Source organism: Pistricoccus aurantiacus (assembly GCF_007954585.1).
In the GTDB taxonomy this organism is placed as follows: domain Bacteria; phylum Pseudomonadota; class Gammaproteobacteria; order Pseudomonadales; family Halomonadaceae; genus Pistricoccus; species Pistricoccus aurantiacus.
Window position 1 is genome coordinate 2,801,159 of the sequence record NZ_CP042382.1, and the last position, 24,082, is coordinate 2,825,240.

Genomic DNA, 24,082 nt, shown 5'->3' on the forward strand with positions numbered 1-24,082 from the left:
AGGCCTGGAGATGCCTCATGACTGAAAAATGCGTCAGGATCTGGGTCAGCGGCAAGGTACAGGGTGTCGGGTTTCGCCGCGCGGTTCAGGAGCGCGCCTTGCAGGAGAATGTAACCGGCGAGGCGCGCAATCTGGCGGACGGACGTGTTGAAGTGCTGCTGTGTGGCGATAGCGGCAAGGTCAACGCCTTGATTCAATGGCTGTGGCAAGGGCCGAGCGCGGCCCGGGTATCTAATGTCGAGGTTCAGGACGAAAGGTGGTGGGACCGCGACAACTTCGTGACTTATTGATCCCGTCTCTATCGCTCAACCGGTTATTTCAACGTATCGACGATCCACTGAACGATCCCTTTGCCGTCCGCGCCCAGGCAGACATCGACTTCCGGATTACGCGACCAACGCTCGTCGATGAACGGGCGATCCTTGGGGGCGAACAGGGTCTGTCCTTCCGCGTCGCCGTTGGTGATCACGCTCAGGTGGCCGGTCGCGGTGGTGAATAGCTCAGGCTTCATCAGAAACGCCAAGGCACAGCTGTCGTGGGGACAGCAGCCGTCGATACCTAGAAACTCGCGATAGAAGTCGCTGTAGAACCCGTAGCTGCCGGCGAGCACTTCTCCAAGCCGGCCCTGACCCTTGGCGATCGCTTCCATGTCCTTTGGACTCAGCACACAGCGATGGGTGGCGTCCAGCCCCACCAGGGTCAGCGGCCAGCCCGCCGTTAATACTCGAGAAGCCGCGTGCGGGTCGTTGAACATGTTGGCTTCCGACACCGGGGTGACGTTACCGCCTTCCTTGATCGAACCGCCCATGACCACCACTCGCTTGACCCGCTTGACGATGGTCGGATCGAGCTGCAGGGCGGCGGCCAGGTTGCCCAGCGGACCCACCGCCACCAGGCTGACCTCGTTAGGACGCGCGTCGATGGTATCGACGATAAATTGCGCGGCGCTTGTCTCCAGCGCCCGGCCTTGCACCCGCGGCAGCTCGATATCCCCCAGGCCGTTGGCGCCGTGGATATGCGCCGGCGCGGGATATTTCGTCTTGACCAGCGGGACGGCTGCCCCTTGAGCGACGGGAATTCGCTGATCCGCCAGTTCACTCAGCAGCAGGGCATTCTGGGTAGCAGTCTCGACCTCGACATTGCCGAAAGTGGTGGTCAGTCCCAGTAGCTCGATATCCGGATGCGCCAGGGCAATGGCGATGGCCTGGGCGTCGTCTACCCCCGGGTCCGTATCGAAGATGATGGATTCGCGCATGGTGATCTCCTTTTACTTTTGCGCTGGTGAAAGGGCGCCTGAATGATGAAAATCAGGTTCTTGAAAAGAACAGTCCGGGCCATTGTGCCAGCGCCGCGTCCACTTCCGTTGCCAAGGGAATGCTCGGGGCGGCGCCGGTGCGCTGTACGCTTAGGGCAGCGGCGACGCTCGCCCGTTGCAAGGAACTCTCGATATCGCCTCCGGCTTGTCTGTCTGCCATAAAGTAGCCGATAAAGGTATCCCCGGCGGCGGTGGTATCCACCACTTGGACAGAATGCGCCGGTAGGCACAAGCGTTGTTCCCGATAGTGATGACACACCCCATCCACGCCAAGGGTCAACACCAGTTCCGTCTCCGGCAGGCGCTTTGCCAGCCTGTCGAGCAGGGCGTCGGCATCGCTGTCCCAAGGCAGACCCGTCAGACTCGCTGCCTCGCCGCGATTGATGAACAGCAGTCGGCAGTGCTCCAGCGGCAAATCTTGTACCTTGGCATCCATAGGCGCCGGATTGAAGGCGACCTGTAGCCCGCGAGCCGCCGCCTGGCGCAGAGCGCTATCCAGGCCGTTGCATTCGTTCTGCAGCACAAGCCAGCCGCCAAGCTGTGCATTCTCGATCAGTGAGCCTAGCGTAGCTTCGTTGAAGCCGTGATTGGCGCCGGGAAAGAGAATGATCGCGTTCTCGCCCTGGTCGTCCACCTGAATCAGCGCATGACCGCTGGGCTCGCTGGCCAGTTCCACGGCGCTGGTATCGACGCCGGAAGAAACGAGAATCTCCAGCGCCCAGCGATCCATGCTGCCAAGGCGCCCCCAGTGCTGGACCCGGCCGCCGGCCCGCGCCATAGCCAGTGACTGATTGGCGCCCTTGCCTCCCAGTACCTGCTGAAAGTCGGTGCTGCTCAAGGTTTCACCGGGGCGCACCAGATGGGGCACCCGATAGACATGATCGATATTGATCGAGCCGAGATTGTAGAGAAGGGGCTTATCAGTGCGCATGGTCGGCATCCTGCCAGCTGCGTATGTTATCTACGGTGAGCCTGACCACACTGGCTCGGGCCTCCGGGGAAATCCAGGCGTTGTGAGGCGTCACGATCAGATTCAAGGGCGCATCCTGATGATCGCGCAATGCTCTGAGTAGCGGGTGATCTCTGGGCGGCGGCTCCTGGGGCAGGGTGTCAACCCCCAAACCGCCGAGCCGGCCCGCCTGAAGGGCTCCAAGCGCCGCAGGCTCATCGACGATACTGCCTCGGGCACAGTTGATCAGCAGCGCCTGAGGCTTCAGGCGCGCCAGCAGATCCGCATCGATCAGATGGCGGGTTGACTGGGTAAGCGGGCAGTGCAGGCTGATCACATCCGCCTGGGGCGCCAGTTCCACGAGCGTCGGGCGGCTATCTTGACCCTTGCCTCCCGGTCGTGCGGCAAAGCTGACCCGCATGCCGAAGGCTTCTGCCAGTGTCGCCACCGCCTGGCCAAGCTCGCCCTGGCCGACGATGACCAACTGCTTGTCCGCCAGTTGCAGGGTGCGATGATCCATCAGACAGAAGAAAGGACTCTCGCTCCAGCGTCCGGCCAGAACGTCCCGCTGATACAGCGGCAAGCGATTGGCCAGGGCCAGCATCAGCATCAAGGTGTGCTGGGCGACGCTCGCGGTGCCGTAAGCATTGACGTTTCTGACCGTGATGCCAAGACGCTTCGCCGCCTCGAGATCGACGTTGTCGGTACCGGTAGCAGTCAGGCAGATCAGCTTGACGGTGGGTGATGATTCCAGCACTTCGGCGTCGAGCACCACCTTGTTGACAATGGCGATCTCGGCTTCATGTAGACGAGGGATGCATTCCTCCGGTCGGGTACTGGCATGAACTTCAAACGTATCCACACAGGCGCGCAGGGGGGCGAGATCGATATCCTCGCCAAGGGTTGCGGCATCGAGAAGCACGGCTTTCATGAAATTCCTCGCAGCGGTTGCTCGGGTTAGGTGTCTTACCCCTTATCTTGCCTCTCGGGGGGCTCGGCACGCTATAATGGCCGGCTTTCAGAATAGGCTTGGAAAGTACGGCGTTCGGCCACATATTGGGCGGTTGATGGCATCCGTGCTTCCGATGCCACACCTTGCTTGGTTGCGCTCAGGAGTCAAGAACCATGCCCATCTACGAATACGAGTGCAAGGCCTGCGGCCATCGCCTCGAGAAGTTGCAGAAGATCAGCGCCGCTCCGCTGACGGATTGCCCGTCCTGTGAAGCTTCGTCCCTGTCGCGACTGGTGTCCGCCGCGGGTTTCCGCCTGGCCGGCGGCGGCTGGTACGAAACCGACTTCAAATCCGGCGATAATAAAAGGAACCTGGCCGACGACCGAAAACCCGCGGCCAAGGACGACGCTGGGTCGAAGCAAGGCTCGGATTCTAAGCAAGGAGCGAGTTCAAGACAGGACGGTAGCGCCGCGTCCGTCGCCAAGCCCACGGTCAAGAAAGATACCGCTGTTTAAGTCGAAGGCCTTCACGGCGATGTTTATCGACTGTCTTGATCACCTGTTTTTTATCAACTTTTAGTAACTCTCTTTATCACAAAATGGAACAGGATTTGCCATGCGCAGCCATTATTGCGGCCAGCTGAACGAGAGCCTGGTGGACCAGCAGGTCACCCTATGCGGCTGGGTACATCGCCGGCGTGATCACGGCGGGGTGATCTTCCTCGACCTGCGGGATCGCGACGGTATCGCTCAGGTGGTCGTCGACCCGGATACCGCGCAAGCCTTCGCCACCGCGGACCGGGCGCGTAACGAATATGTGCTGCGTATTCAGGGTCGGGTGCGCCTGCGCCCGGAAGGCACCGAGAACCCCAACATGCCTACCGGTATGATCGAGGTGCTGGCCAAGGACGTCGAGGTGCTAAACAGCGCCGCCACGCCGCCGTTCCAGCTCGACGAGCATGGCAAGGTGGGTGAGGAGGTACGCCTCAAGCATCGCTATATCGATCTGCGCCGTCCGGAGATGATCGAGAAGCTGCGCCTGCGCTCGCGGATTTCTCACCAGGTGCGCGCCTTTCTGGAAAAGGAAGGCTTCCTGGATATCGAGACGCCGATCCTGACCCGTGCCACGCCGGAGGGCGCCCGGGACTATCTGGTGCCGAGCCGTACCTACCCGGGCAGCTTCTTCGCGCTGCCCCAGTCACCTCAGCTGTTCAAGCAGCTGCTGATGGTGTCCGGCTTCGATCGCTACTATCAGATCGCCAAGTGTTTCCGGGACGAGGATCTGCGGGCGGATCGCCAACCGGAATTCACTCAGATCGATATCGAGGCCTCCTTCATCGACGAGGACGCCATCATGGGCATCACCGAGGCGATGATCCGCAATCTGTTCCAGGACGTGCTGGATATCAATCTGCCGGAATTTCCGCGCATGCCCTACGCGGAGGCGATGAGCCGCTTCGGCTCCGACAAGCCGGATCTGCGCATTCCCCTGGAACTCACGGATATCGACGATCTGATGAAGGATGTCGATTTCAAGGTTTTTTCCGGTCCCGCCAATGCGGAGGATGGTCGGGTGGCGGCGCTCAAGGTGCCCGGCGGCGCCAAGCTTTCCCGCAAGGAAATCGACGAATATACCAAGTTCGTGGGCATCTACGGCGCCCGGGGGCTGGCCTGGATCAAGGTCAACGAGCGGGCGAAAGGTCTCGAAGGGCTGCAGTCACCCATCGTCAAGTTCATGGAAGGCGTGATCGAGGAACTGCTCGATCGGGTCGAGGCGAAAGATGGCGACATCATCTTCTTCGGCGCGGACAAGACCCGCATCGTCGACGAGGCCCTGGGAGCGCTGCGGGTCAAGCTGGGGGCGGATCTCGATCTCTATACGCAAGCCTGGGCGCCGCTGTGGGTGGTGGACTTCCCGATGTTCGAGCCGGACGACAAGGGCGGCCTGACGCCGCTGCATCATCCCTTTACCGCGCCATCCTGTGATATCGACACCCTGAAGGCGGACCCGGCCAAGGCGCTTTCCCGGGCCTACGACATGGTGCTCAACGGCACCGAGCTGGGCGGCGGCTCGATCCGTATTCACGATCAAGCCATGCAGCGGGAGGTCTTCGAGGTGCTGGGCATCGGCGAGGCGGAGGCCCAGGAAAAATTCGGCTTCCTGCTGGACGCCCTCAAGTTCGGCGCGCCGCCTCATGGCGGGCTGGCCTTCGGCCTGGACCGGCTGGTGATGCTGATGACCGGCGCCAATACCATTCGTGAAGTCATCGCTTTCCCCAAGACCCAGAGCGCCGCCTGCCTGATGACAGACGCCCCGGGCGAGGCTTCCGCCGAGCAGCTCAAGGAGTTGAATATTCGCCTGCGCCAGAAGGCCAAGCCGGAAGCCGGCGGCGAGTAATATGTCAATGTTCTAGATCTAGCGAGCTAGAGCCAGACGAGGAAAATTCGATCGAAAAAGCGGACTGGGCTCGCACGCGAGTTTACATGAAGTAAATGAGCATTTTGGCTGGGCTCGCACTCGAGATCGAATTTAACGACGTATGGCCGACGCGCAGCAGATCGTGAAGGGGGCTATAAATGGCGGGCCATAGCAAATGGGCCAATATAAAGCACCGCAAGGCGGCTCAGGACGCCAAGCGGGGCAAGATTTTCACCAAGCTGATTCGCGAACTGACCGTTGCCGCCCGGGAGGGCGGCGGCGAGCCGGCGGACAATCCTCGTCTGCGAGCCGCCATGGACAAGGCCTTGGCCAGCAACATGACCAAGGACACCATCCAGCGGGCCATCGATCGCGGCGCCGGTAATGTGGATGGTGACAACATGGAGGAGATCGTCTATGAAGGCTATGGCCCGGAAGGGGTAGCGATCCTGGTCGAGTGCATGACCGACAATCGTAACCGCACCGTGTCCGAGGTGCGTCATGCCTTCAGCAAGAATGGCGGCAATCTGGGCACCACCGGTTCCGTGGCCTTCCTGTTCAATCATCAAGGGCGCTTGATGTTTCCCGTCGATAGCGATGAGGAAGCCATCATGGAAGCCGCGCTGGAAGCAGGCGCCGAGGATGTCATCAATAACGACGACGGAACCATCGAGGTGGTGACCTCCACCAAACAGTTCTGGGCGGCCAAGGAAGCCCTGGCGGCGGCGGGACTGGAACCGGAAAACAGCGAAATCGGCAAGTACCCGGAAAATTATTCGCCGATCAGCGACGTGGAAATCGCGCAGAAGATCGTCAGGCTGGTAGACAGACTCGAGGATCTCGACGATGTGCAAAACGTCTATTCCAACGCGGACTTCGCCGATGATGTACTCGAACAACTGGATTGAATTCGGTACGGGACGAGTCTCGTGCTGATCCTGGGAATCGATCCGGGATCGCGCATCACCGGCTTCGGCGTGCTCGATGTCAGCACTCCCGCGCCGCGCTATGTGGCCAGCGGCTGCCTTCGCCTGCAGGATGACGACCTGGCCCAGCGCCTGGCCCAGGTCTATGCGGGAATCAGCGAACTGATCGGCCTGCATCGTCCAGGAGAGTTCGCCATCGAGCGGGTCTTCATGGCCAGGAATGCGGATTCCGCGTTGAAGCTCGGTCAGGCCAGAGGGGCGGCGATCGTGTGTGCCGCCAATCACGGCCTTATGGTCAGCGAATATGCCGCCCGCCAGATCAAACAGGCAGTGACTGGTACCGGCGCGGCGGAAAAGGGTCAGGTGCAACATATGGTTCAGGCCATTCTCGGCTTGAATCAATGTCCGCAGGCGGATGCCGCGGATGCGCTGGCCATCGCCCTGACTCATGCCTACGCGCGTGCGGGACTGGTTAAACAACTGGGCCAAGGGAGGCGCGGTACAACGTCTCGACGCGGCAGTCGCTGGCGTGACTATGTCCCTTCGGATCCTGTTCCCCAAGACTCGGTCTCCGATTGATGCCGCCTTCATGACAATATTTCGATAAATTCATGCTGAAATCATTATGAAACAGCGTTTGCAAAAGCGCTGGTCAGTGGTTTTTGCGATGCGTATAGTACTTCGAGTTAGTAGCTTAGAGTTAGTGGCTTGGGATTAACGGCTTTGAGTTAGTGGCTTGTCATTAGTGGTTTCAAGGATCGATGGCATGATTGGACGCCTGCGAGGCACTCTGCTGGAAAAACAGCCTCCCTGGCTGGTGATCGACGTCGGGGGGGTAGGGTACGAACTCGAAGCCTCAATGACGACGCTGCTGGCCTTGCCGGCGCCCAGTGAGCAGGTTCAGCTTTATACCCACCTGACGGTGCGTGAAGATGCCCACCTGCTCTACGGTTTCGCCCGGGAAAAGGAGCGCGCCCTGTTTCGCGCCTTGATCAAGGTCAACGGCATCGGTCCCAAGCTGGCCCTGGCGATTCTCTCCGGCATGGAAGAAGAACTGTTTATTCGCTGCGTGCTGGAAGACGACGTCAAGGCGCTGACCCGCCTGCCCGGGGTCGGCAAGAAGACCGCGGAGCGCCTGGTGATCGAGATGCGCGACCGCTTCCCGCATTGGTCTCAGCCTGGTCTCGAGTCCCAGGACGTCATGACTTCCGGTTCATTGCCGATGCCTCAGGATCCCCGGCAGGACGCGGAAGCCGCCTTGATTTCCCTGGGTTACAAGCCCACCGAGGCTAGCCGGATGCTCTCCGGCCTGGAAGAGGGGCTTTCCACGGAGGCACTGATCAAGGCGGCCTTGACCCGCAAACTGGCAGGCTGAAGGTGATCGCCCATGATGGATAATGACCGACTGATCGCCGCGGCTCCGCAAACCGGCGAGCCGCCCATCGATTACGCGATTCGCCCGCGCCGCCTGGCGGACTATATCGGTCAGCCCGCGGTGCGCGAACAGCTGGATATCTTCATTAGCGCCGCCCGTAACCGTGGTGAAAGCCTCGACCATACCCTGGTTTTCGGTCCTCCTGGACTTGGCAAGACCACTCTGGCGCATATCATCGCCGCGGAAATGCAGGTGGATCTCAAATCCACTTCCGGGCCGGTATTGGAACGCCCCGGCGATCTGGCCGCCATGCTGACCAACCTGCAGCCTGGCGACGTGCTGTTCATCGACGAGATTCACCGTCTGTCCCCGGTGGTGGAGGAAGTGCTGTACCCCGCCATGGAAGACTTCCAGCTGGACATCATGATTGGCGACGGACCGGCGGCGCGTTCCATCAAGCTTGACCTGCCTCGCTTCACCCTGGTGGGCGCCACTACCCGAGCGGGGCTTCTGACCTCGCCGCTGCGGGATCGCTTTGGTATCGTGCAGCGCCTGGAGTTCTACAACCTTGCTGAACTGACGGAAATCGTCGCCCGTTCCGCGCGTCTGCTTGAAATCGAAGCGGACCGGGAAGGGGCGGCGGAAATCGCACGTCGTGCCCGGGGCACGCCGCGTATCGCCAACCGCCTGCTGCGCCGGGTACGGGACTTCGCGGAAGTTCGCGGCAATGGCTTTCTCGATGCCTCCATCGCGGATCAGGCGCTGAATCTCCTGCACGTGGACAGCCACGGCCTCGATCACATGGATCGCCGTCTGCTGCTGGCGATGATCGAGAAGTTCGAAGGCGGGCCTGTGGGGGTGGATAGTCTGGCGGCGGCGATCAGCGAGGAGCGTGACACCATCGAGGACGTGATCGAGCCCTATCTGATTCAGCAGGGATTCATGATGCGCACCGCCCGCGGTCGGGTGGTGACACAACAGGCCCATCTCCACTTCGGCTTCGACGCCGAACGTTACCCCCCTATTCATTCGAACGATTGACGAGGATTCCCGTGAACGATGCCATGTCCATTCCTCACCTGATCATCAACGCCAGCGGCGTGGTTCAGTTCGTGATGCTGATACTCATTCTGGCTTCAATAGCTTCCTGGGTGGTGATCTTTCAGCGCAGCTTCCTGGTCCGCCGTGCCCATCGCGCTCACCGTGCCTTCGAGGAGCGCTTCTGGTCCGGTATCGATCTGAACGATCTCTACCGGGAGACGCCCACGGAAGGCGACACTCAGGGGGCGGAACATGTTTTCCGCAGCGGATTTCGCGAATTCAATCGCTTGCTGCCCAAGACCCGCAGCCCTCAGGCGATTCTCGACGGCGTGCAGCGCTCCATGCGGGTGGCCTGGTCCCAAGAGGAGGATCGCCTCAATCTGCATCTGGGCTTTCTCGCCACCGTGGCCTCCGCCAGCCCTTATATCGGCCTGTTCGGTACCGTCTGGGGCATCATGGGTTCCTTTCAGAGTTTGTCCATGGCGCAGCAGGCGACCCTTGCCACGGTAGCCCCCTGGATTGCCGAGGCCCTGATAGCCACCGCAATGGGGCTGTTCGCGGCGATTCCCGCGGTGATCTTCTATAACCGCCTGTCCGGCCAGACCGGTCGACTGCTGGGCAAGTACGAGGATTTCGCCGAGGAGTTTCACTCCATCCTGCACCGTAGCCTGCAAGGGCGCGGCGAGCCCGAGCGCGCAGGGGAAACGACATCATGATGCACGGACCTTTTTTTCGCGGCGGTCGCAAGAAGCCCATGGGCGAGATCAACGTGGTGCCATTCATCGACGTGATGCTGGTCCTGCTGGTGATCTTTATGATCACCGCGCCCATGCTGACCCAGGGCGTTCAGGTGGATCTACCGCAGGTCACCTCGGAGCCCATCGAGGACACGGAAAATCAGGAACCGGTGATCGTCAGCGTCGATCGGGACGGCCAGTACTTCATTTCCCTGGGGGACGAGGAGACCCCGGTGACCCTTGAAGATATTTCCGGTCAGATCATGGCGATTCTGGAGCGGCGTCCCGGTACTCAGGTACTGGTGCGCGGCGATCGCAATGTTTCCTACGGTCAGGTGGTAGGCCTGATGAGCACCCTGCAGACCGCCGGGGTGGCCAATGTCGGCCTGATCTCCGAGCCGCCGACGGGCGAGGGGTAACAAAGCGCCATGGCCAGACGTAAGTCGCGAGTCGGATACGGCCTGCCGCTGATCCTTGCCATCGGCCTGCATGTGCTGGTGGTGGTCATCAGTACACTGAGCCTGCCCAGCAGGAAAGACGAACCTTCATCTTCTTCGGTGGTACAAGCAACTCTGGTCAGCACCGAAACCACCACGGATCAGGCCCAGCGTGCCAAGGAGGCCAAGGCTGCCGCCCGGCAAGCCGAGGAACGGGCCGCTGTGGAGCAGGCCGCGGCGGAAGAAGCCGCTGAAACCGAGGCGCGCCGAGAAGCGCAAGCCGAGGAGCAGGCGGAACGGCAGGCGCTGGAAGAACAGCGTCAGCAGGCCCAGGCGGAAGCCCGGCGTCGCGAGGAAGCCGCCGAGCAGCAGGTGGCGGAACGCCAACGAATCGAGGAGCGCGAGCAACAGCAGCAGGCTCGTCGGGAAGCGGAGGCGGCGGCGCAGAAGAAGCGCCAGGAAGAGGTTCGCCAGAAGGCCGAGGCAGAGGCTCAGCGCAAGCAGGCGGAAGAAAAGGCTCGTCAAGAGGCCAAGCGTAAGGCCGAGGCGGAGGCAAAAGCCAAGCAGGCCCGGGAGGAAGAAGCGCGCCGCAAGGCCGAGGCAGAAGTTCAGGCTAAACGCGAGCAGGAAGAAGCGCGGAAGAAAGCCGCAGCGGAAGCCGAACGCAAGCGTCAGGAAGAGGCGCGCAGGCAAGCCGAGGCGGAGGCCCAGCGCAAGCGTGAAGAGGCCGCCAAACGCGCCGCCGCTGCCGCCAGCGGAAGCCTGGAAAGCGCTATCGCCGGCGAGGAAGAAGCCATTGCCAACGCTCGCCAGGCGGAGCAGGCAGCCAACGGCTTTCAGGATCTGGTGCGCCGCTACGTGGAGCAGGCCTGGAATCTGCCGCCCAACCTGCGTCCCAATACCGAGGCGCTGGTTCGACTCACCTTGCTGCCCACCGGGGAACTCGTCAACGTGACGATTGTACGTAGTAGTAACGACGCCGCCTTTGACCGCTCGGTAACGCAAGCAGTGGAGCGGGCGGCGCCTTTTACCGAAATGTCCGATTTGCCGGTGGCGGCCCAACGCCGCTTCCGTGAATTCAATCTACTTTTCCGACCGGGGGATGTGCGCTGATGAAACGTTTTACAAGCCTAAGTCTAAGCCTATGGCTGGGCATGCTGTTGATGACTCTCGCGAGTCTTGCCCAGGCGGATCTGACCATCGAGATCACCCGGGGAAGCGAGAAGGCGACGCCCATCGCCATTGTGCCGTTCGCGACGCCCCAGGATCAGCCCTTGCCTCAGGATGTGGCTCAGATCATCGCGGACGATCTGGAGCACAGCGGCCAGTTCTCGCCCTTGCCGGCGCGCACCCTGATCGCCCGACCTCATGACAGCGACAGCGTCAAGTATCGGGATTGGCGAGCGGTGGATGCGGACTATCTGACCGTGGGCAAGATCACCCAGGAAGGCAGCCAGTATCGTATCCAGTTCGAGCTGATGGATATCTACGGCGAGAAGCGAGTGATCGGCGAGGTCGTGACCGCCGGCCAGGGGGAGTTGCGCGAAGCCGCCCATTACATCAGCGACAAGATTTTCGAGGCCATTACCGGGATTCGCGGGGCCTTTTCCACCAAGATCGCCTATGTCACTTCCCAGGGCGTCGGCGACGACATGCGTTTCGGACTCCATGTGGCGGATGCGGACGGCCACAACAGCCGAGAGATCCTGTCCTCTTCCGAACCGATCATGTCGCCGGCCTGGTCACCGGACGGCCGCAAGCTGGCCTATGTTTCCTTCGAAACCGAGCGCCCCGCCATCTATATCCAGGATCTGGCATCGAGTCAGCGGGTGCGGGCAAGCTCCTTTAGAGGCATCAATGGCGCGCCGGCCTGGTCACCAGATGGCCGCAAGCTGGCCATGTCTCTTTCCAAGGACGGCCAGCCGGAAATCTACGTGATGGATATTGGCGCTCGGAGCTTTCAACGGCTGACCAACAGCGACGCCATCGATACCGAACCCAGCTGGTCGCCGGACGGCGATAGCCTGGTGTTCACCTCGGATCGCAGCGGCTCGCCGCAGCTTTACCGACTCGACCTGGGGAGCAATGAGGCAAAACGGCTGACCTTCACCGGCAACTACAACTCGCGTGGGCGTTTCTCGCCGGACGGGGAATCCCTGTTCATGATCCATCGCGGCAACGGCGGATTTCAGGTCGCGCGTCAGGATCTAGACAGCGGCAGACTGGTCACCCTGACGGACTCCGGCGCCGATGAATCCCCCAGTGTTGCCCCCAACGGGACCATGGTAATCTTTGCCACGCAGCAGGGGGGAGGCGACGTGCTGGGGGCCGTCTCCGCGGATGGCAACGCCTCGTTTCGCCTGCCATCGGCGCAAGGCGACGTGCGCGAGCCCGCCTGGTCGCCGTTCATGAACTAGATGGCGTTTATTGGTAGCCAACGCTTGTGGTGGCTACGGACTGTAAGGCCGCTATCGGTTGGCACCGATAGCAGTCACGATTAGATGTAATTATTGGTCGTATCAAGGAGTTTTCATGCGGGCTTCATCTTACTTCAAGTCTCTGGCGGTGGCGGCGTCCTTCGCTTTGATAGCCGGTTGTTCCAGCACCGGCGGCACACAGGACGGATCCCTGGATGGAGCCGGCGGCATGGGGGGTGGCGGCGCCGACGGTTCCGGTGTCTCCGGCAGCGGTGTATCCGGCCAGGGTATGAATGGTTATGGCCAGCAAGACGCCGGTCGTGGCCAGCAGGACGGCAGCCAGAGCGGTATCCCCCAGGTGCGCACCATCTATTTCGATTACGATCGGGATACCATTCGCAGCGAATTCGAACCGGTGCTCAATGCCCATGCCCAGTACCTGCAAGGCCACCCCAATACCAAGGTCGTGCTGCAAGGTCATACGGACGAGCGCGGCACCCGGGAATACAACCTGGGCCTGGGGGAGCGGCGTGCCAATGCCGTGGTGCGTTTCATGACCGTACAGGGCGTGCCCTCATCGCAGATGGAAGTCGTCAGCTACGGCGAAGAGCGTCCGGCGGTCCGCGGCGGCAACGAAGAGAGCTACGCGCAGAATCGCCGGGTCGTCTTCGATTATTGATCGCGGGATGTTGCGCGACGGAAAGATCCGCTCGAGACGCCGATGGAGTCGACGATGAAACAGGTTTCACCAGGCTTTGGTCTGCACGAACAAGGCTCGAAACGCCCACACCGGGAAGCGCCGGAACCAAAGAAACCCAGCTTCAGGATACTGTGCATGACGGGGGCCTTGCTGCTCCCGTTTGCTGCTCTCGATACGGCCACGGCTCAGGTGGTGGAAGATCTTTCCGATCAGGCGAAAAGCTTCTACGAGCAGACCGAGGTCCGTCAGGGAAGCAGCGGCAGCCTGGTGCTGTTCAATCAGGTACAGGAACATCAGCGGGAGATTCAACGGCTGCGCGGAGAAATCGAGGAGCTGCGCTATCAGTTCGAGCAGTCCAAGCGCCTTTCTCAGCAGCGCTACCTGGAGTTGGAAAAACGCCTGAACGCCGTTGGCTCGACGACGAGGAGCGAGCCGTCTTCTCGTCCCCAGGTGGATCAGGATAGCGCCAATCAGGTGACGGAAATCGCCGGCGGCAGTAATGAAGAGGCGGCAAAAAGCGCCTATCGGGACGCTTTCGACAAGGTCCAGGCGCGGGATTTTCCCGCCGCTACCGGGGCCTTCGAGTCCTTCGTCGCGCAGTATCCGGACAGCAGTCTGGCCGCCAACGGCTATTATTGGCTAGGCGAACTGTATTCCAGCGACGGTGAGCTCGACAAGGCGGCAACCGCTTTCCAGCGGGTGATCGACGATTTCTCCGAAAGCAGCAAGGCGCCGGACGCCATGTATAAGCTAGGCTTGTTGCGAGCCCGACAGGGACAGCCGGAGGATAGCCGCCGTCTGCTGGAGCAGGTTCAGAAGGAACACCCGCAGAGCAGCGCCGCCAATCTGGCCAAGCAGTTTCTCAACCAGTCGGTCAATTGAAAAAGCAAGAAGACTCCAGGGGAGTGAGCTCATGAACTGCAAGATCGACTATCAAGCACCGGCGGAGCTGCTCAAGGATCGCATCATCCTGGTCACCGGAGCGGGTAACGGCATCGGCCGTGCCGCGGCATTGGCCTATGCCAGTCATGGCGCGACGGTGATTCTGCTGGGTCGAACGACCTCTCGACTGGAAGAGGTTTACGATGCCATCGAGGCGGCGGGTGGACCACAGCCCGCCATCTATCCACTGGATTTCGAAGGCGCCACCCCGGAAGACTACCGCCACATGGCGGAAACCCTGGACCAGGAGTTCGGGCGTCTCGACGGGCTCCTGCATAATGCGGGGATTCTGGGCCGTATTACCCCCTTCGAGCAATACAATCCGGAGCTATGGCAGCAGGTCATGCAGATCAACCTCAACGGCCCGGTAATGATGACCCAGGCGCTGCTGCCGCTACTCAAGGCGGCGGATCAGGCCTCCGTGATATTCACCTCCTCCGGCGTTGGCCATAAGGGGCGCGCCTTTTGGGGCGCCTATGCGGTATCCAAGGCGGCAACGGAAAATTTCGTCGAAGTGTTGGCAGACGAATTGGAAAACACTTCTCGCATCCGCATCAACAGTATCAATCCAGGCGCAACTCGCACCGCCATGCGTCAGACCGCCTTTCCCGGCGAGGATCCGCAAACGCTGCTGGCCCCGGAAGACATCATGCCCAGCTATCTGTGGTTGATGGGGCCGGATAGTGAAGGGCATAGCGGCGAACACTTCGAGGCCCAGCCGCCGCGGAACCAGTAAATTATCCTGCGGAGAGCTTGCACAGGCAGAAGCGAGCAGCGGGGCCTGTGCTTGATCTTGACTGGCCACAGGATCGGGAGCGCCTGGCGGGGCGGGGTGCGCGCGAAGACTTCCTGAACGCAAGTGAGCCGAATATCAGAACGGTGCAGCGACGCTGCCGCCGGTCCTGGTCCAGTTCAGTATCCGCCAATGCCGCGCGGCCTGAGCCCCAGATGGTTGATTACCTGCTTGACACCTGGCGCGTTCTCGGCAGCCACCTGCACCGCCCAGCGCTGCTCCTTGGTTTCCACCAATCCCCAGAGCTGAACGCAACCATTAGAGACAATCACAGTGAGGTGCTCATCCCAAAGCCCGCTTAATGCTTTCAGCTCCTTGTAGATGGCCTTGCGAATGTTGCGATCATCGATGCTGGCTTCAATCTCGGGCTCGGCGGTGGCAAAGCCGCGCAGCAGGTTGGAGCGACTGACGATGCCAACCAGACGGCCGTCGCGCACCACCGGCACCCGCTTGATGCGATATTTTTCCAGCAGTCCAGCGATACGGTGCAGCGGCTCATCCTCGCTCACGGTGAGCGGGTCGGGGGTCATGACCTCACCGGCGCATCGGCCGTGAGCCTTTACGTAGTCCACCACGCTAGTGCCGGAAAACAGCTTGAGCCACCAGGACTTGTGGCTATCCTCGTCGTTCTCGATACGGCGTATCAGATCGCCTTCGCTAACGATACCGAGAACACGCTGCTCGCTATCCACCACCGGCACTGCACTGATACCGTGCTCGGCAAGGAGACTGGCGATCTCGCGAACCTCGCTCTCAAGGGCGACACTGATCACCTTGGTTGTCATGACATCGGCGGCACGCATGGACTACCTCCTCGGCTAACGGAACAAAAGCAGCTTTTTACTCGACACTGATTCCTGCTATTGGCTGTACGATTACCATATTCACCAGAATAGCCTTGCGCCAGCGAATGCCAATCGAGGCAATGAAGCGGGGGCAACAAGATCGCCCGAGTTGTTTTAGAAACGCGTAATCAATCACTCGGGATCCGACATGCGATATTTTCCATTTCGTGAGTTGGCCTCAACAACTCCGCGGCTAGATCCTGTGGAGTATCGAACCACATATCCGCCGGCCATTGGCGGTAATCCTGTTCTTTCTCGATATAGCCGTAACCCACCGCCACTGCGGTCATGCCGGCGGCCCGGGCGGCCTGCATGTCCCGCAGATGATCGCCAATGTACCAGCAATCGTCTGGTGCGATATCGAGCCGGCGGGCGGCTTCCCACAGGGGTTCCGGGTCGGGTTTCTTGACCGGCAGATCGTCGGCGCAGAGCAGGGCGCCAGGCGTCAAGCCCAGCGCTTCGATCAGCGGATCCGCATAGGCCCGAGGCTTGTTGGTGACGATCCCCCAGCCTCGCGGCGTCGAATGCCAGGCCGTCAGCAGCGCATCGAGCCCGGGAAATACCCGACTTTCCGCCGCCACGTTCCGGGCATAAGCCTCGAGCAGAAATTCCCGCGCCCGGGAATGACCGGTATCTTCCATCGCCAGCCCCAGGGCCAGGGTCACCAGTGCACTGCCGCCGTTGGAAACCTGTTCACGAATCACTTCGAAGGGGAGTTCAGACAGGCCGTGATGGACCCGCAGGGCGTTGGTGGCCCGGGCCAGGTCCGGAGCGGTGTCCACCAGGGTGCCGTCGAGATCGAACAGCAGGGCGCGAGGAAGAACGCTGGAATTCACGGCATTTCCCGACTGCAGTGCATCATGTAGTTCACGGATACGTCTCGAGCCGTCAGGCGATAGTGCTTGGTCAAGGGGTTATAGGTCAGTCCGGTTTGCTCGCGAACTCGCAGCCCCGTGGCGCGACACCACCTTGAAAGCTCTGCCGGGCGGATGAATTTCCGATAGTCGTGGGTACCGCGAGGCAATAATCCCAGCACGTATTCCGCGCCGATGATCGCCAGAGCATAGGCTTTCGGGTTGCGATTAATGGTCGAGAAGAACACATGACCTCCGGGCTTGACCAGAGTGGCGCAGGCGCGCACCACCGAGGAAGGATCCGGTACGTGTTCGAGCATTTCCATGCAGGTTACCACGTCGAACTGGCCGGGACTTTCCTCGGCCATTTCCTCGGCGCTGGCCTGACGGTAGTCCACTTGAATGCCGCTTTCCAACTGATGCAGCCTGGCGACGGAGAGCGGCGCCTCCCCCATGTCGATTCCGGTCACCCGAGCGCCGCGGTGCGCCATGGCTTCCGCCAGGATGCCGCCCCCGCAGCCGACGTCGATCACGGATTTGCCGGCAAGCCCCGCGTGGCCGTCGATGAAATTGACCCGCAGCGGATTGATGTCGTGCAATGGCTTGAACTCGCTGTCGCGGTCCCACCAGCGACTGGCCAGCGTCTCGAACTTGGCGATTTCTCCCGCATCGACGTTAGCACGATGGGTTGATTGAGGTGTTGAATCCATCGAATACTTCTCCCTGGGCGTTAATCTTCAACATTTACGCTTGGTTTTGATGACGAGCCATGATCCGTTGATAATGCCACGCTTCCTGTTTGATGGCTTGCCCGTCGAGGCGGCTCGGCTTGCCATTTTCCAGTAGAATTTCGCCCGCCACCCAGACATGGCTGACCTGGCGGCTATCGAGGGCATAAACCAGGGCTGAGGCGGGATGGTGCACCGGCAGCGTGTTGAAGGCATCCAGGTCGACGGCAATCAGATCCGCGTCGAAGCCTTCCGTCAACTGGCCGCGTCGATCTCCCATACCCAGTACTCCGGCGCCGTCGCGAGTCGCCATGGCGAGCGCCTGCATGGCGGGCAGTGCGGCAGCATCGCCGCTTACCCCCTTGGCGAGCAGGGCAGCGGTCTTCATCTCGTCGAACATGTCCAGATCGTTGTTGCTGGCGGCGCCGTCGGTACCCAGCGCGACTCGAATACCGGACTGCTTCAGCCGCGCCACCGGGCAGAAGCCGCTGGCGAGCTTGAGATTCGACTGGGGGCAGTGAATCACCGAGGCGCCGGTTTCTTCAAGAAGTGCGAGATCCGCATCATCGATCTGGGTCATGTGCACCGCCTGGAAGCGCTCGTCGAGCAGCTTTGCCTCGTATAAACGGCGCAGCGGGCGACGCCCATGCTCGGCCAGTCCCCGCGAGACTTCGTCCGCGGTTTCGTGCACGTGCATCTGAACGGGCAAATCCAGCCGCTGCCTGGCGTCATTCAGCTTAGTCAGGCTGTCATCTCCGACGGTGTAAGGTGCATGAGGACCTAGCGCCAGCGAAATGCGCGGATGGTTGCCATAGCGCTCCGCCAGGGCTTCCGTCAGCATCAGGCCCTCGTCGAAGCTCCTGGCCCAAGGGGTCGGAAAATCAATCAGCGGCGTACAGAGCTGGACGCGCATTCCCGCCTGCTCCACCACCGGGGCGACGGCTTCCGGCGCCAGGTACATGTCCGCGAAGGTGGTGGTGCCGGAACGCAGCATCTCCAGGCAAGCCAGGCGGGTTCCCGCTGCCACGAAGTCAGGATTGACGTGGGCCGCTTCCGCGGGCCAGATATGCTCCTCGAGCCAGGTCATCAGCGGAAGATCGTCCGCGTAGCCACGCATCAGGGTCATGCCCGCGTGGTTGTGGGCGTTGATCAGCCCCGGCAGCAGGGCATGCTGGTGGAGTGGCATCAGGCGTCTGGCGACCACGTGGTTCGCCGCTTCGGTAATCGGCCAGGGGCCAAGCAGCCGCCCCTTGTCGATGGCGATGGCGTGGTGCTCGAGCGTCGGCAGCCCATCGCTCATGGGTAGAATCCAGCGAGCCTCGATCAGCAGCTCCACATCGATCGGTGCACTAGATGGCATCCCGCGGCTCCTTCGGTAGAATGGCCGACATTCTACCTGCTCTTGTCCCGGCTTTCTTTTATCCTCCGTCTTTTATCGTTCTGGAGCCGCCATGCCTTCACCCCAGGATGCGCCTGTCGCTTCCGGCGTTCATTCCGTCAACACTCAGGGGTCCATCGAGCCCATGCGTTGGCGCGGCGACCACCTCGAACTGCTGGATCAGCGGGCACTACCGGAACAAATTCTGACCCTTCGCATCGATAGCGCCACGCAAACCGCCCAGGCCATCGTCGACATGGCGGTACGAGGCGCACCGGCTATCGGCATCACGGCGGCGTACGGCGTGGTGCTTGCGGCGCAGCGTCTCGAGAGCGCCGGCGATTGGCGCAAGCCGCTGGAAAGGGCAATCAGTGAACTTGCCGGTTCTCGGCCCACGGCGGTCAATCTGTTCTGGGCGTTAGCGCGCATGCAGGAGACGATCGACGCCCATCGCGAGGCATCACAGGCGCCGTTGGCCGCTCTACTGGCCACGGCAAAGGATATCCACCGCCGCGACCTAGAGGATAACCATTGCATGGGAGCGCTAGGGGCGGGCGTGATCGCCCGTGGCGGCCCCTGCGCGGTCATGACCCACTGCAACACCGGCGCCCTGGCGACCGGCGGCCACGGAACGGCGCTGGGGGTCATTCGCAGCGCCTGGAAAAGAAGACTGATCAGCGAGGTTCGCGTCAATGAAACTCGGCCCTGGCTGCAGGGCGCCCGACTGAGCGCCTGGGAGTTGCAGCAGGAAGGCATCCCGGCAGTCCTGGCGGTGGATTCCGCGGCCTCGCTCATTCTGGCGGAAGGGAAGGTCAAATGGCTGATCGTCGGCGCGGATCGCATTGCCGCCAACGGCGACGTGGCCAACAAGATCGGCACTCTGTCCCTGGCGGTTCAGGCGCGTCATTTCGGTGTCAAGACCATGGTGGTGGCCCCCGCGAGCACTTTCGACCAGAGCCTTGCCAGCGGAGCGGATATTCCTATCGAAACCCGCAGCGCGCGGGAATTGACCCATCAAGGGGAGCGCAGGATCACGCCTCTGGATATCGTCGTCTATAATCCGGTCTTTGACATAACCCCGGCGTCCCTCGTGGATGTGCTGATATGCGAGAAAGGCGTGATCGAAACCCCTGATCGGGAAAAGATCGCAGCCTTGTTGAGATGAAATTTCTCATCCCAAGACTTACGACGAAATAACGTTATCGAGAGTCTTGTGCAGGCGACATGGGTAAGCCTCGCGTCATCTCGGCTATGGCATACTAGGAACACCCCGCTCGTATCAAGTGAACAGTAAGGAAACGTTATGATTCACAAGGCCGTATTGCCCGTGGCAGGGTTTGGAACACGCTGCCTGCCAGCGTCCAAGGCGATTCCCAAGGAAATGATTACCGTAGTCGATAAGCCGGTGATTCAGTACGTGGTGGAAGAAGCGGTCGCGGCAGGTATCAAGGAAATCGTTCTGGTCACGCATTCCAGCAAGAGCGCTATCGAAAATCACTTCGATCGCAATGTGGAACTGGAAGCCAGTCTGGAAGCCAAGGGCAAGGACGCCCTGCTCGAACAGGTGCGTCATATCATCCCCGATGACGTCAGTATCATCGCCGTGCGTCAGCACGAGCCCCTGGGGCTCGGCCATGCGGTACTTTGCGCTCGACCGGTCATCGGTGACAACGAGCCCTTCGCGGTACTGCTGCCGGATGTGCTGGTCACGGACTGGGGGCTCGAGCGTAACGATCTGGCCGGTATGATCGAGGCTTACGACAACGGCGCAAGCGCTCAGATCATGGTCGAGAGCGTTCCCCGGGAGCGAGTCAGCCAGTACGGCATCGTCGATCTCGGGGGAAAAAACCCTGAAGCCGGCCAATCCGTCGGGCTAGCCGGCATGGTGGAAAAACCCGCGGCGGACGAAGCGCCATCGACTTTGGCGGTGATCGGGCGCTACCTGCTGCCGGGCTCCATCTTTGCATTACTGGCACAGACGCCTCCCGGCGCCGGCGGAGAGATTCAACTTACCGATGCCGTCGACCGGCTGGGTCAACAGCAGGGGGTCAGTGCCTATCGCATGCGGGGAGAAACCTACGACTGCGGTCATGCGCTGGGCTACCTGGAGGCCACCCTGGCTTTCGCCAGGCGTCATCCCACCTTGGGTGAGGATTTCTCCCGACTGCTTGCGGATTACGCTGGCGATCAAGACGGCGAGGAACGATAGTCATGCGCGTGGTTGTCTATGGTAGCGAGCTCGCCAGTGCCACCGCCGCCGCGGCGCTGGCAAGCGTCGGTCATCAGGTTCGCTGGTTCACTCATCCCGACTATCCCTGGTCTGCGCTCAAGGAAGCGGACTGGCTTCAGCGTGAGCCGGAGCTGCTGGGTCAGCTGGAAGCGACACTGACCGGTTCGGCGCTGGCAGTCAGCGACTGTCCGCTGGACGAGCAAGCATTCCCCGTGAATGGCGTGGACGTTCTATGGCTCGCTCTGGCGCCGGACCAGCGGGACGCGGCGCAAAAAGTGCTGGCAGTAGTGAAATCGGTTCAGGTCGCACCGGTAGTGGTCGTCAACAACTCCACCTTTCCCATCGGCGAGACCGAGCGCATGGAAGAGGCCCTCGGCCAACCGGACCAGGTGGCGGTCTCCCTGCCGGACATGCTGGAGGAAGGCCGGGCCTGGCAGGGCTTTACCCGCCCCGGGCGCTGGCTGCTGGGCAGCGAGAACGATCAGGCCACCGCCCAGGTTCGGGAGCTGCTGCGCGCCTACAATCGGCGCAGCGAAATCTTTCAGCGCATGCCGCGCCGCGCCGCGGAACTCACCAAGCTGGCCATCAACGGCATGCTGGCTACCCGTATCAGCTACATGAACGAACTGGCGGGGCTGGCCAGTTCCCTAGGGGTGGATGTGGAGTACGTGCGTCAGGGCATGGGGGCGGACAGCCGCATCGGCTACGAATACCTGTATCCGGGCTGCGGGTTCGGCGGGCCGAACTTCTCCCGGGATCTGATGCGCCTGGCAGACGTGCAGTCCGCCAGCGGTCGCCAGTCGCCGTTGCTCAATCAAGTCCTGGATATCAACGAGCACAAGAAGGAAACCCTGTTCCGCAAGCTGTGGGGGCATTTCCACGGCCGTCTCGAGGGATTGACAGTGGCTATCTGGGGCGCGGCCTTCAAGCCGGGCACCGCGCGCATCGACCACGCGCCGGTGCTGCCTCTGCTGTATGCGCTGTGGGCCCAGGGCGTCAAGGTGCGCCTGCACGATCCGGCGGCATTGCCCGCTCTCGCGCAGGAAGTCGGCCGACAGCCGCTGCTGACGTTCTGCCAGGACGATCCCTATCAAGCCTGCGAAGGGGCGGATGCCCTGATGCTGGTGACGGAATGGCGCTGTTACTGGAATCCGGACTGGAAGCGGCTCAAGGCGCTGCTGAACGCCGATCTGATACTCGACGGACGCAACATCTATGACCCCAACTACGTGGCAAGCCGAGGCTTGATCTATCGGGGGATTGGACGACGCGCCGGATAACCGGTCGTTTCCAAACGAAACCGGCTTCGCAATGCGGAGCCGGTTTCTCGTCCTGGTGTGGTTCAAGGCCCGATCATTCGAAGTTCTTGGCCACGAAGTCCCAGTTGAGGACGTTCCAGACGTTTTCCAGATACTTGGGTCGCGCGTTGCGGTAGTCGATGTAGTAGGCGTGCTCCCAGACATCGATGGTCAGCAGCGGCGTCTTGCCCTGAGCGATCGGCGTATCCGCGTCATCGGTGTTGACGATCTCGACGCTATCGCCTTCCTTGATCAGCCAGGTCCAACCGGAACCGAAATTGACTGCCGCCTTGGCGTTGAACTCTTCCTTGAACTTGTCGAAGGAGCCGAACTTGGCGTTGATGGCTTCCGCCAGTGGGCCTTCGGGTTCGCCGCCGCCGTTGGGCGAGAGGCAGTGCCAGTAGAAGGTGTGGTTCCAGACCTGGGCCGCCTGATTGAAAAGACCGCCGCTCGCGGACTTGATGATGTCTTCCAAGGACTTGTTGGCATCATCGGTGTTTTCGGTCAGCTCGTTGAGCTTGTTCACGTAGGCCTGATGGTGCTTGCCGTAGTGGTATTCAAGCGTTTCGGCGGAGATATGCGGTTCCAGCGCATTCTTCTCGTAGGGCAATGCCGGTAGTTCAAATGCCATGATGCTTCTCCTTTTTCATCATCGGTCTTTATCCTGTGCTCCGAGGCGCACTGGGTACTACTTGTTGGTCCAATTATCTTATATCGGGTTCATCCCCCTGTATTTCAAGAGAAAGGCAAGCATCGTGAATCCGTCAAGGATATATCCAACGGCGCAAGGCCGGGGAAAAAAACTTACAATGCCAAGCATCCGCGGAAGATTGATATCAAGCGCACAGCCACTGCTTCAGGAGTGTCATGATGGCCGAGCGAGAAGACAGATCGCGCCCCTCCCCGATTACCGCCGACGTCGACGCACGTCTGGGGGCTTATACGGGCTCGCATTCCCGGCGCCGACGCTCGTCTCGTCGCGGGCCTTCATGGCTATTCATTCTGTTGCTGATGGCAGCGTTTGCCGGGCTTGCCTATTGGGGCGACCAGCGCTATCAGGAAATCGAGGAACGTCTGAATGAACTACAGGGCCGACTGTCCAACGTTTATGCACGTTTCGACGGCTCGGCACCCGCCGAGGCCGGCGCGCTGGAGGCACGCCTTGAAGACATGGCAAGGCAACAGGAAACGCGCCAGCAGCAGGTAAACGCCCGGCTCGACGAGCAGCAGGAAGCGCTTGCCGGTCTGGATCGGCGCTTCGTTGATCAAGAGGGACAGGCAAGGATCGAGCAGCGTCTGGAGGATCTCGCCAAGACCCAACAGGAACTGAACGCCTTGCTTGCGGCCATGGACGATTCTCTGAATGCTCTGGAAAAGAACAGCCAGTCGGCACGAGATATCCTTAAGGCTCGACTCGATACCCAGCAGCGCAGACTCGAGCAGCTGAGCGAAAGCCTGCAGCAAGGGAGGCAGCGTCAATCCGCTCAGGAAGTCGTGGGCGCTTCGCTGATGGTGGCGACTCGAACCCTGGAAAATCAGCTGGAAAAGCTGCGAAAGTCACTCGATACGCTGCAGATGCAACAAGCACAGGATCATGACATGCTGGAGTCGCTTGAGGAAACGCTTGTTGAGCGCATCGCGAAACTCGATGAGCAGTTGGACAGTCAGCAAGACAGCCTGAGAGAACTGCGCCAGGTACAGGTGGCGTTGAGCGCGCAATTGGAAATGCTACAAGGAACCCCTTGAT

The 24,082-nt window shown here is 61.1% G+C and carries 26 protein-coding genes; 18 read left to right on the plus strand and 8 right to left on the minus strand.

Annotated features, from left to right (window positions below):
• Window positions 1-17: 17 nt before the first annotated feature.
• Window positions 18-290 carry an acylphosphatase gene (gene yccX / locus FGL86_RS13215; protein ID WP_147184984.1) on the plus strand — a complete coding sequence of 91 codons (273 nt, stop codon included), beginning with the start codon at window positions 18-20 and terminating at the stop codon, window positions 288-290.
• 23 nt (window positions 291-313) lie between these two features.
• On the opposite strand, the gene FGL86_RS13220 is transcribed toward yccX, so the two are convergent.
• From FGL86_RS13220 to FGL86_RS13230, 3 genes are read right to left on the minus strand one after another with little or no spacing between them, the layout of a single operon-like run.
• On the minus strand, window positions 314-1,255 hold the full coding sequence (locus FGL86_RS13220; protein WP_147184985.1) for a nucleoside hydrolase: 942 nt from the start codon (window positions 1,253-1,255) through the stop codon (window positions 314-316).
• Window positions 1,256-1,307: 52 nt separating this feature from the next.
• Window positions 1,308-2,246 carry a ribokinase gene (locus FGL86_RS13225; protein WP_147184986.1) on the minus strand — a complete coding sequence of 313 codons (939 nt, stop codon included), beginning with the start codon at window positions 2,244-2,246 and terminating at the stop codon, window positions 1,308-1,310.
• Window positions 2,236-3,195 carry a D-2-hydroxyacid dehydrogenase gene (locus FGL86_RS13230; RefSeq protein WP_147184987.1) on the minus strand — a complete coding sequence of 320 codons (960 nt, stop codon included), beginning with the start codon at window positions 3,193-3,195 and terminating at the stop codon, window positions 2,236-2,238. Before FGL86_RS13230 ends, FGL86_RS13225 begins: the two co-directional genes overlap by 11 nt.
• A gap of 194 nt (window positions 3,196-3,389) precedes the next feature.
• On the opposite strand from FGL86_RS13230, the gene FGL86_RS13235 reads away from it, so the two are divergent.
• From FGL86_RS13235 to FGL86_RS13295, 13 genes are all read left to right on the plus strand, one after another.
• Window positions 3,390-3,731 carry an FmdB family zinc ribbon protein gene (locus FGL86_RS13235; RefSeq protein ID WP_147184988.1) on the plus strand — a complete coding sequence of 114 codons (342 nt, stop codon included), beginning with the start codon at window positions 3,390-3,392 and terminating at the stop codon, window positions 3,729-3,731.
• A gap of 100 nt (window positions 3,732-3,831) precedes the next feature.
• The gene (gene aspS, locus FGL86_RS13240) at window positions 3,832-5,613 is read left to right on the plus strand and encodes an aspartate--tRNA ligase (protein WP_147184989.1); all 1,782 of its coding nucleotides are present in this window, start codon (window positions 3,832-3,834) and stop codon (window positions 5,611-5,613) included.
• A gap of 179 nt (window positions 5,614-5,792) precedes the next feature.
• A complete protein-coding gene (locus FGL86_RS13245; RefSeq protein WP_147184990.1) occupies window positions 5,793-6,542 on the plus strand; it encodes a YebC/PmpR family DNA-binding transcriptional regulator in 750 nt (249 codons plus the stop codon).
• Window positions 6,543-6,563: 21 nt separating this feature from the next.
• Window positions 6,564-7,139: a crossover junction endodeoxyribonuclease RuvC gene (gene ruvC, locus FGL86_RS13250; RefSeq protein WP_147184991.1), complete on the plus strand. Its 576-nt coding sequence runs from the start codon at window positions 6,564-6,566 to the stop codon at window positions 7,137-7,139.
• A gap of 187 nt (window positions 7,140-7,326) precedes the next feature.
• A complete protein-coding gene (gene ruvA, locus FGL86_RS13255) occupies window positions 7,327-7,935 on the plus strand; it encodes a Holliday junction branch migration protein RuvA (protein WP_147184992.1) in 609 nt (202 codons plus the stop codon).
• A 12-nt stretch (window positions 7,936-7,947) separates the two neighbouring features.
• On the plus strand, window positions 7,948-8,976 hold the full coding sequence (ruvB, locus tag FGL86_RS13260; RefSeq protein ID WP_147184993.1) for a Holliday junction branch migration DNA helicase RuvB: 1,029 nt from the start codon (window positions 7,948-7,950) through the stop codon (window positions 8,974-8,976).
• Between the two features lie 11 nt (window positions 8,977-8,987).
• On the plus strand, window positions 8,988-9,692 hold the full coding sequence (gene tolQ / locus FGL86_RS13265; RefSeq protein WP_147184994.1) for a protein TolQ: 705 nt from the start codon (window positions 8,988-8,990) through the stop codon (window positions 9,690-9,692).
• On the plus strand, window positions 9,692-10,132 hold the full coding sequence (gene tolR, locus FGL86_RS13270) for a protein TolR (RefSeq protein WP_147186203.1): 441 nt from the start codon (window positions 9,692-9,694) through the stop codon (window positions 10,130-10,132). The genes tolQ and tolR overlap by 1 nt, the downstream gene beginning before the upstream one ends.
• A 9-nt stretch (window positions 10,133-10,141) precedes the next feature.
• Window positions 10,142-11,263 carry a cell envelope integrity protein TolA gene (tolA, locus tag FGL86_RS13275; RefSeq protein ID WP_147184995.1) on the plus strand — a complete coding sequence of 374 codons (1,122 nt, stop codon included), beginning with the start codon at window positions 10,142-10,144 and terminating at the stop codon, window positions 11,261-11,263.
• Window positions 11,263-12,567, plus strand: a complete 1,305-nt coding sequence (gene tolB / locus FGL86_RS13280) for a Tol-Pal system beta propeller repeat protein TolB (protein WP_147184996.1) — start codon at window positions 11,263-11,265, stop codon at window positions 12,565-12,567. The genes tolA and tolB overlap by 1 nt, the downstream gene beginning before the upstream one ends.
• 115 nt (window positions 12,568-12,682) lie before the next feature.
• Window positions 12,683-13,246, plus strand: coding sequence for a peptidoglycan-associated lipoprotein Pal (gene pal, locus FGL86_RS13285; RefSeq protein ID WP_147184997.1), 564 nt, complete (start codon window positions 12,683-12,685; stop codon window positions 13,244-13,246).
• A gap of 156 nt (window positions 13,247-13,402) precedes the next feature.
• A complete protein-coding gene (gene ybgF / locus FGL86_RS13290; protein ID WP_246131627.1) occupies window positions 13,403-14,149 on the plus strand; it encodes a tol-pal system protein YbgF in 747 nt (248 codons plus the stop codon).
• Window positions 14,150-14,180: 31 nt separating this feature from the next.
• Window positions 14,181-14,945 carry a YciK family oxidoreductase gene (locus tag FGL86_RS13295; RefSeq protein ID WP_147184999.1) on the plus strand — a complete coding sequence of 255 codons (765 nt, stop codon included), beginning with the start codon at window positions 14,181-14,183 and terminating at the stop codon, window positions 14,943-14,945.
• A gap of 176 nt (window positions 14,946-15,121) precedes the next feature.
• Here the strand turns inward: FGL86_RS13295 and FGL86_RS13300 are convergent, their stop codons facing one another.
• The 4 genes from FGL86_RS13300 to FGL86_RS13315 all read right to left on the minus strand — a co-directional run bounded on the left by FGL86_RS13300 (window position 15,122) and on the right by FGL86_RS13315 (window position 18,789).
• Window positions 15,122-15,805, minus strand: coding sequence for a CBS domain-containing protein (locus FGL86_RS13300; protein ID WP_147185000.1), 684 nt, complete (start codon window positions 15,803-15,805; stop codon window positions 15,122-15,124).
• A gap of 170 nt (window positions 15,806-15,975) precedes the next feature.
• Complete coding sequence (locus FGL86_RS13305; RefSeq protein WP_147185001.1) at window positions 15,976-16,683, minus strand: HAD family hydrolase; 708 nt, start codon at window positions 16,681-16,683, stop codon at window positions 15,976-15,978.
• Window positions 16,680-17,411 carry a bifunctional 2-polyprenyl-6-hydroxyphenol methylase/3-demethylubiquinol 3-O-methyltransferase UbiG gene (gene ubiG, locus FGL86_RS13310; RefSeq protein ID WP_147185002.1) on the minus strand — a complete coding sequence of 244 codons (732 nt, stop codon included), beginning with the start codon at window positions 17,409-17,411 and terminating at the stop codon, window positions 16,680-16,682. Before ubiG ends, FGL86_RS13305 begins: the two co-directional genes overlap by 4 nt.
• A gap of 34 nt (window positions 17,412-17,445) precedes the next feature.
• Window positions 17,446-18,789, minus strand: coding sequence for a TRZ/ATZ family hydrolase (locus FGL86_RS13315; protein ID WP_147185003.1), 1,344 nt, complete (start codon window positions 18,787-18,789; stop codon window positions 17,446-17,448).
• A 91-nt stretch (window positions 18,790-18,880) separates the two neighbouring features.
• Between FGL86_RS13315 and mtnA the strand changes: the two genes are divergently transcribed.
• From mtnA to FGL86_RS13330, 3 genes are all read left to right on the plus strand, one after another.
• A complete protein-coding gene (gene mtnA, locus FGL86_RS13320) occupies window positions 18,881-19,972 on the plus strand; it encodes an S-methyl-5-thioribose-1-phosphate isomerase (RefSeq protein WP_147185004.1) in 1,092 nt (363 codons plus the stop codon).
• Window positions 19,973-20,110: 138 nt separating this feature from the next.
• Complete coding sequence (gene galU, locus FGL86_RS13325) at window positions 20,111-21,016, plus strand: UTP--glucose-1-phosphate uridylyltransferase GalU (RefSeq protein WP_147185005.1); 906 nt, start codon at window positions 20,111-20,113, stop codon at window positions 21,014-21,016.
• Window positions 21,017-21,018: 2 nt separating this feature from the next.
• On the plus strand, window positions 21,019-22,317 hold the full coding sequence (locus FGL86_RS13330) for a nucleotide sugar dehydrogenase (RefSeq protein WP_147185006.1): 1,299 nt from the start codon (window positions 21,019-21,021) through the stop codon (window positions 22,315-22,317).
• A gap of 73 nt (window positions 22,318-22,390) precedes the next feature.
• Here the strand turns inward: FGL86_RS13330 and FGL86_RS13335 are convergent, their stop codons facing one another.
• Complete coding sequence (locus FGL86_RS13335) at window positions 22,391-22,966, minus strand: superoxide dismutase (RefSeq protein ID WP_147185007.1); 576 nt, start codon at window positions 22,964-22,966, stop codon at window positions 22,391-22,393.
• Window positions 22,967-23,202: 236 nt separating this feature from the next.
• On the opposite strand from FGL86_RS13335, the gene FGL86_RS13340 reads away from it, so the two are divergent.
• Window positions 23,203-24,081 carry a coiled-coil domain-containing protein gene (locus FGL86_RS13340; protein WP_147185008.1) on the plus strand — a complete coding sequence of 293 codons (879 nt, stop codon included), beginning with the start codon at window positions 23,203-23,205 and terminating at the stop codon, window positions 24,079-24,081.
• The last annotated feature ends 1 nt before the right edge of the window (window position 24,082 follow it).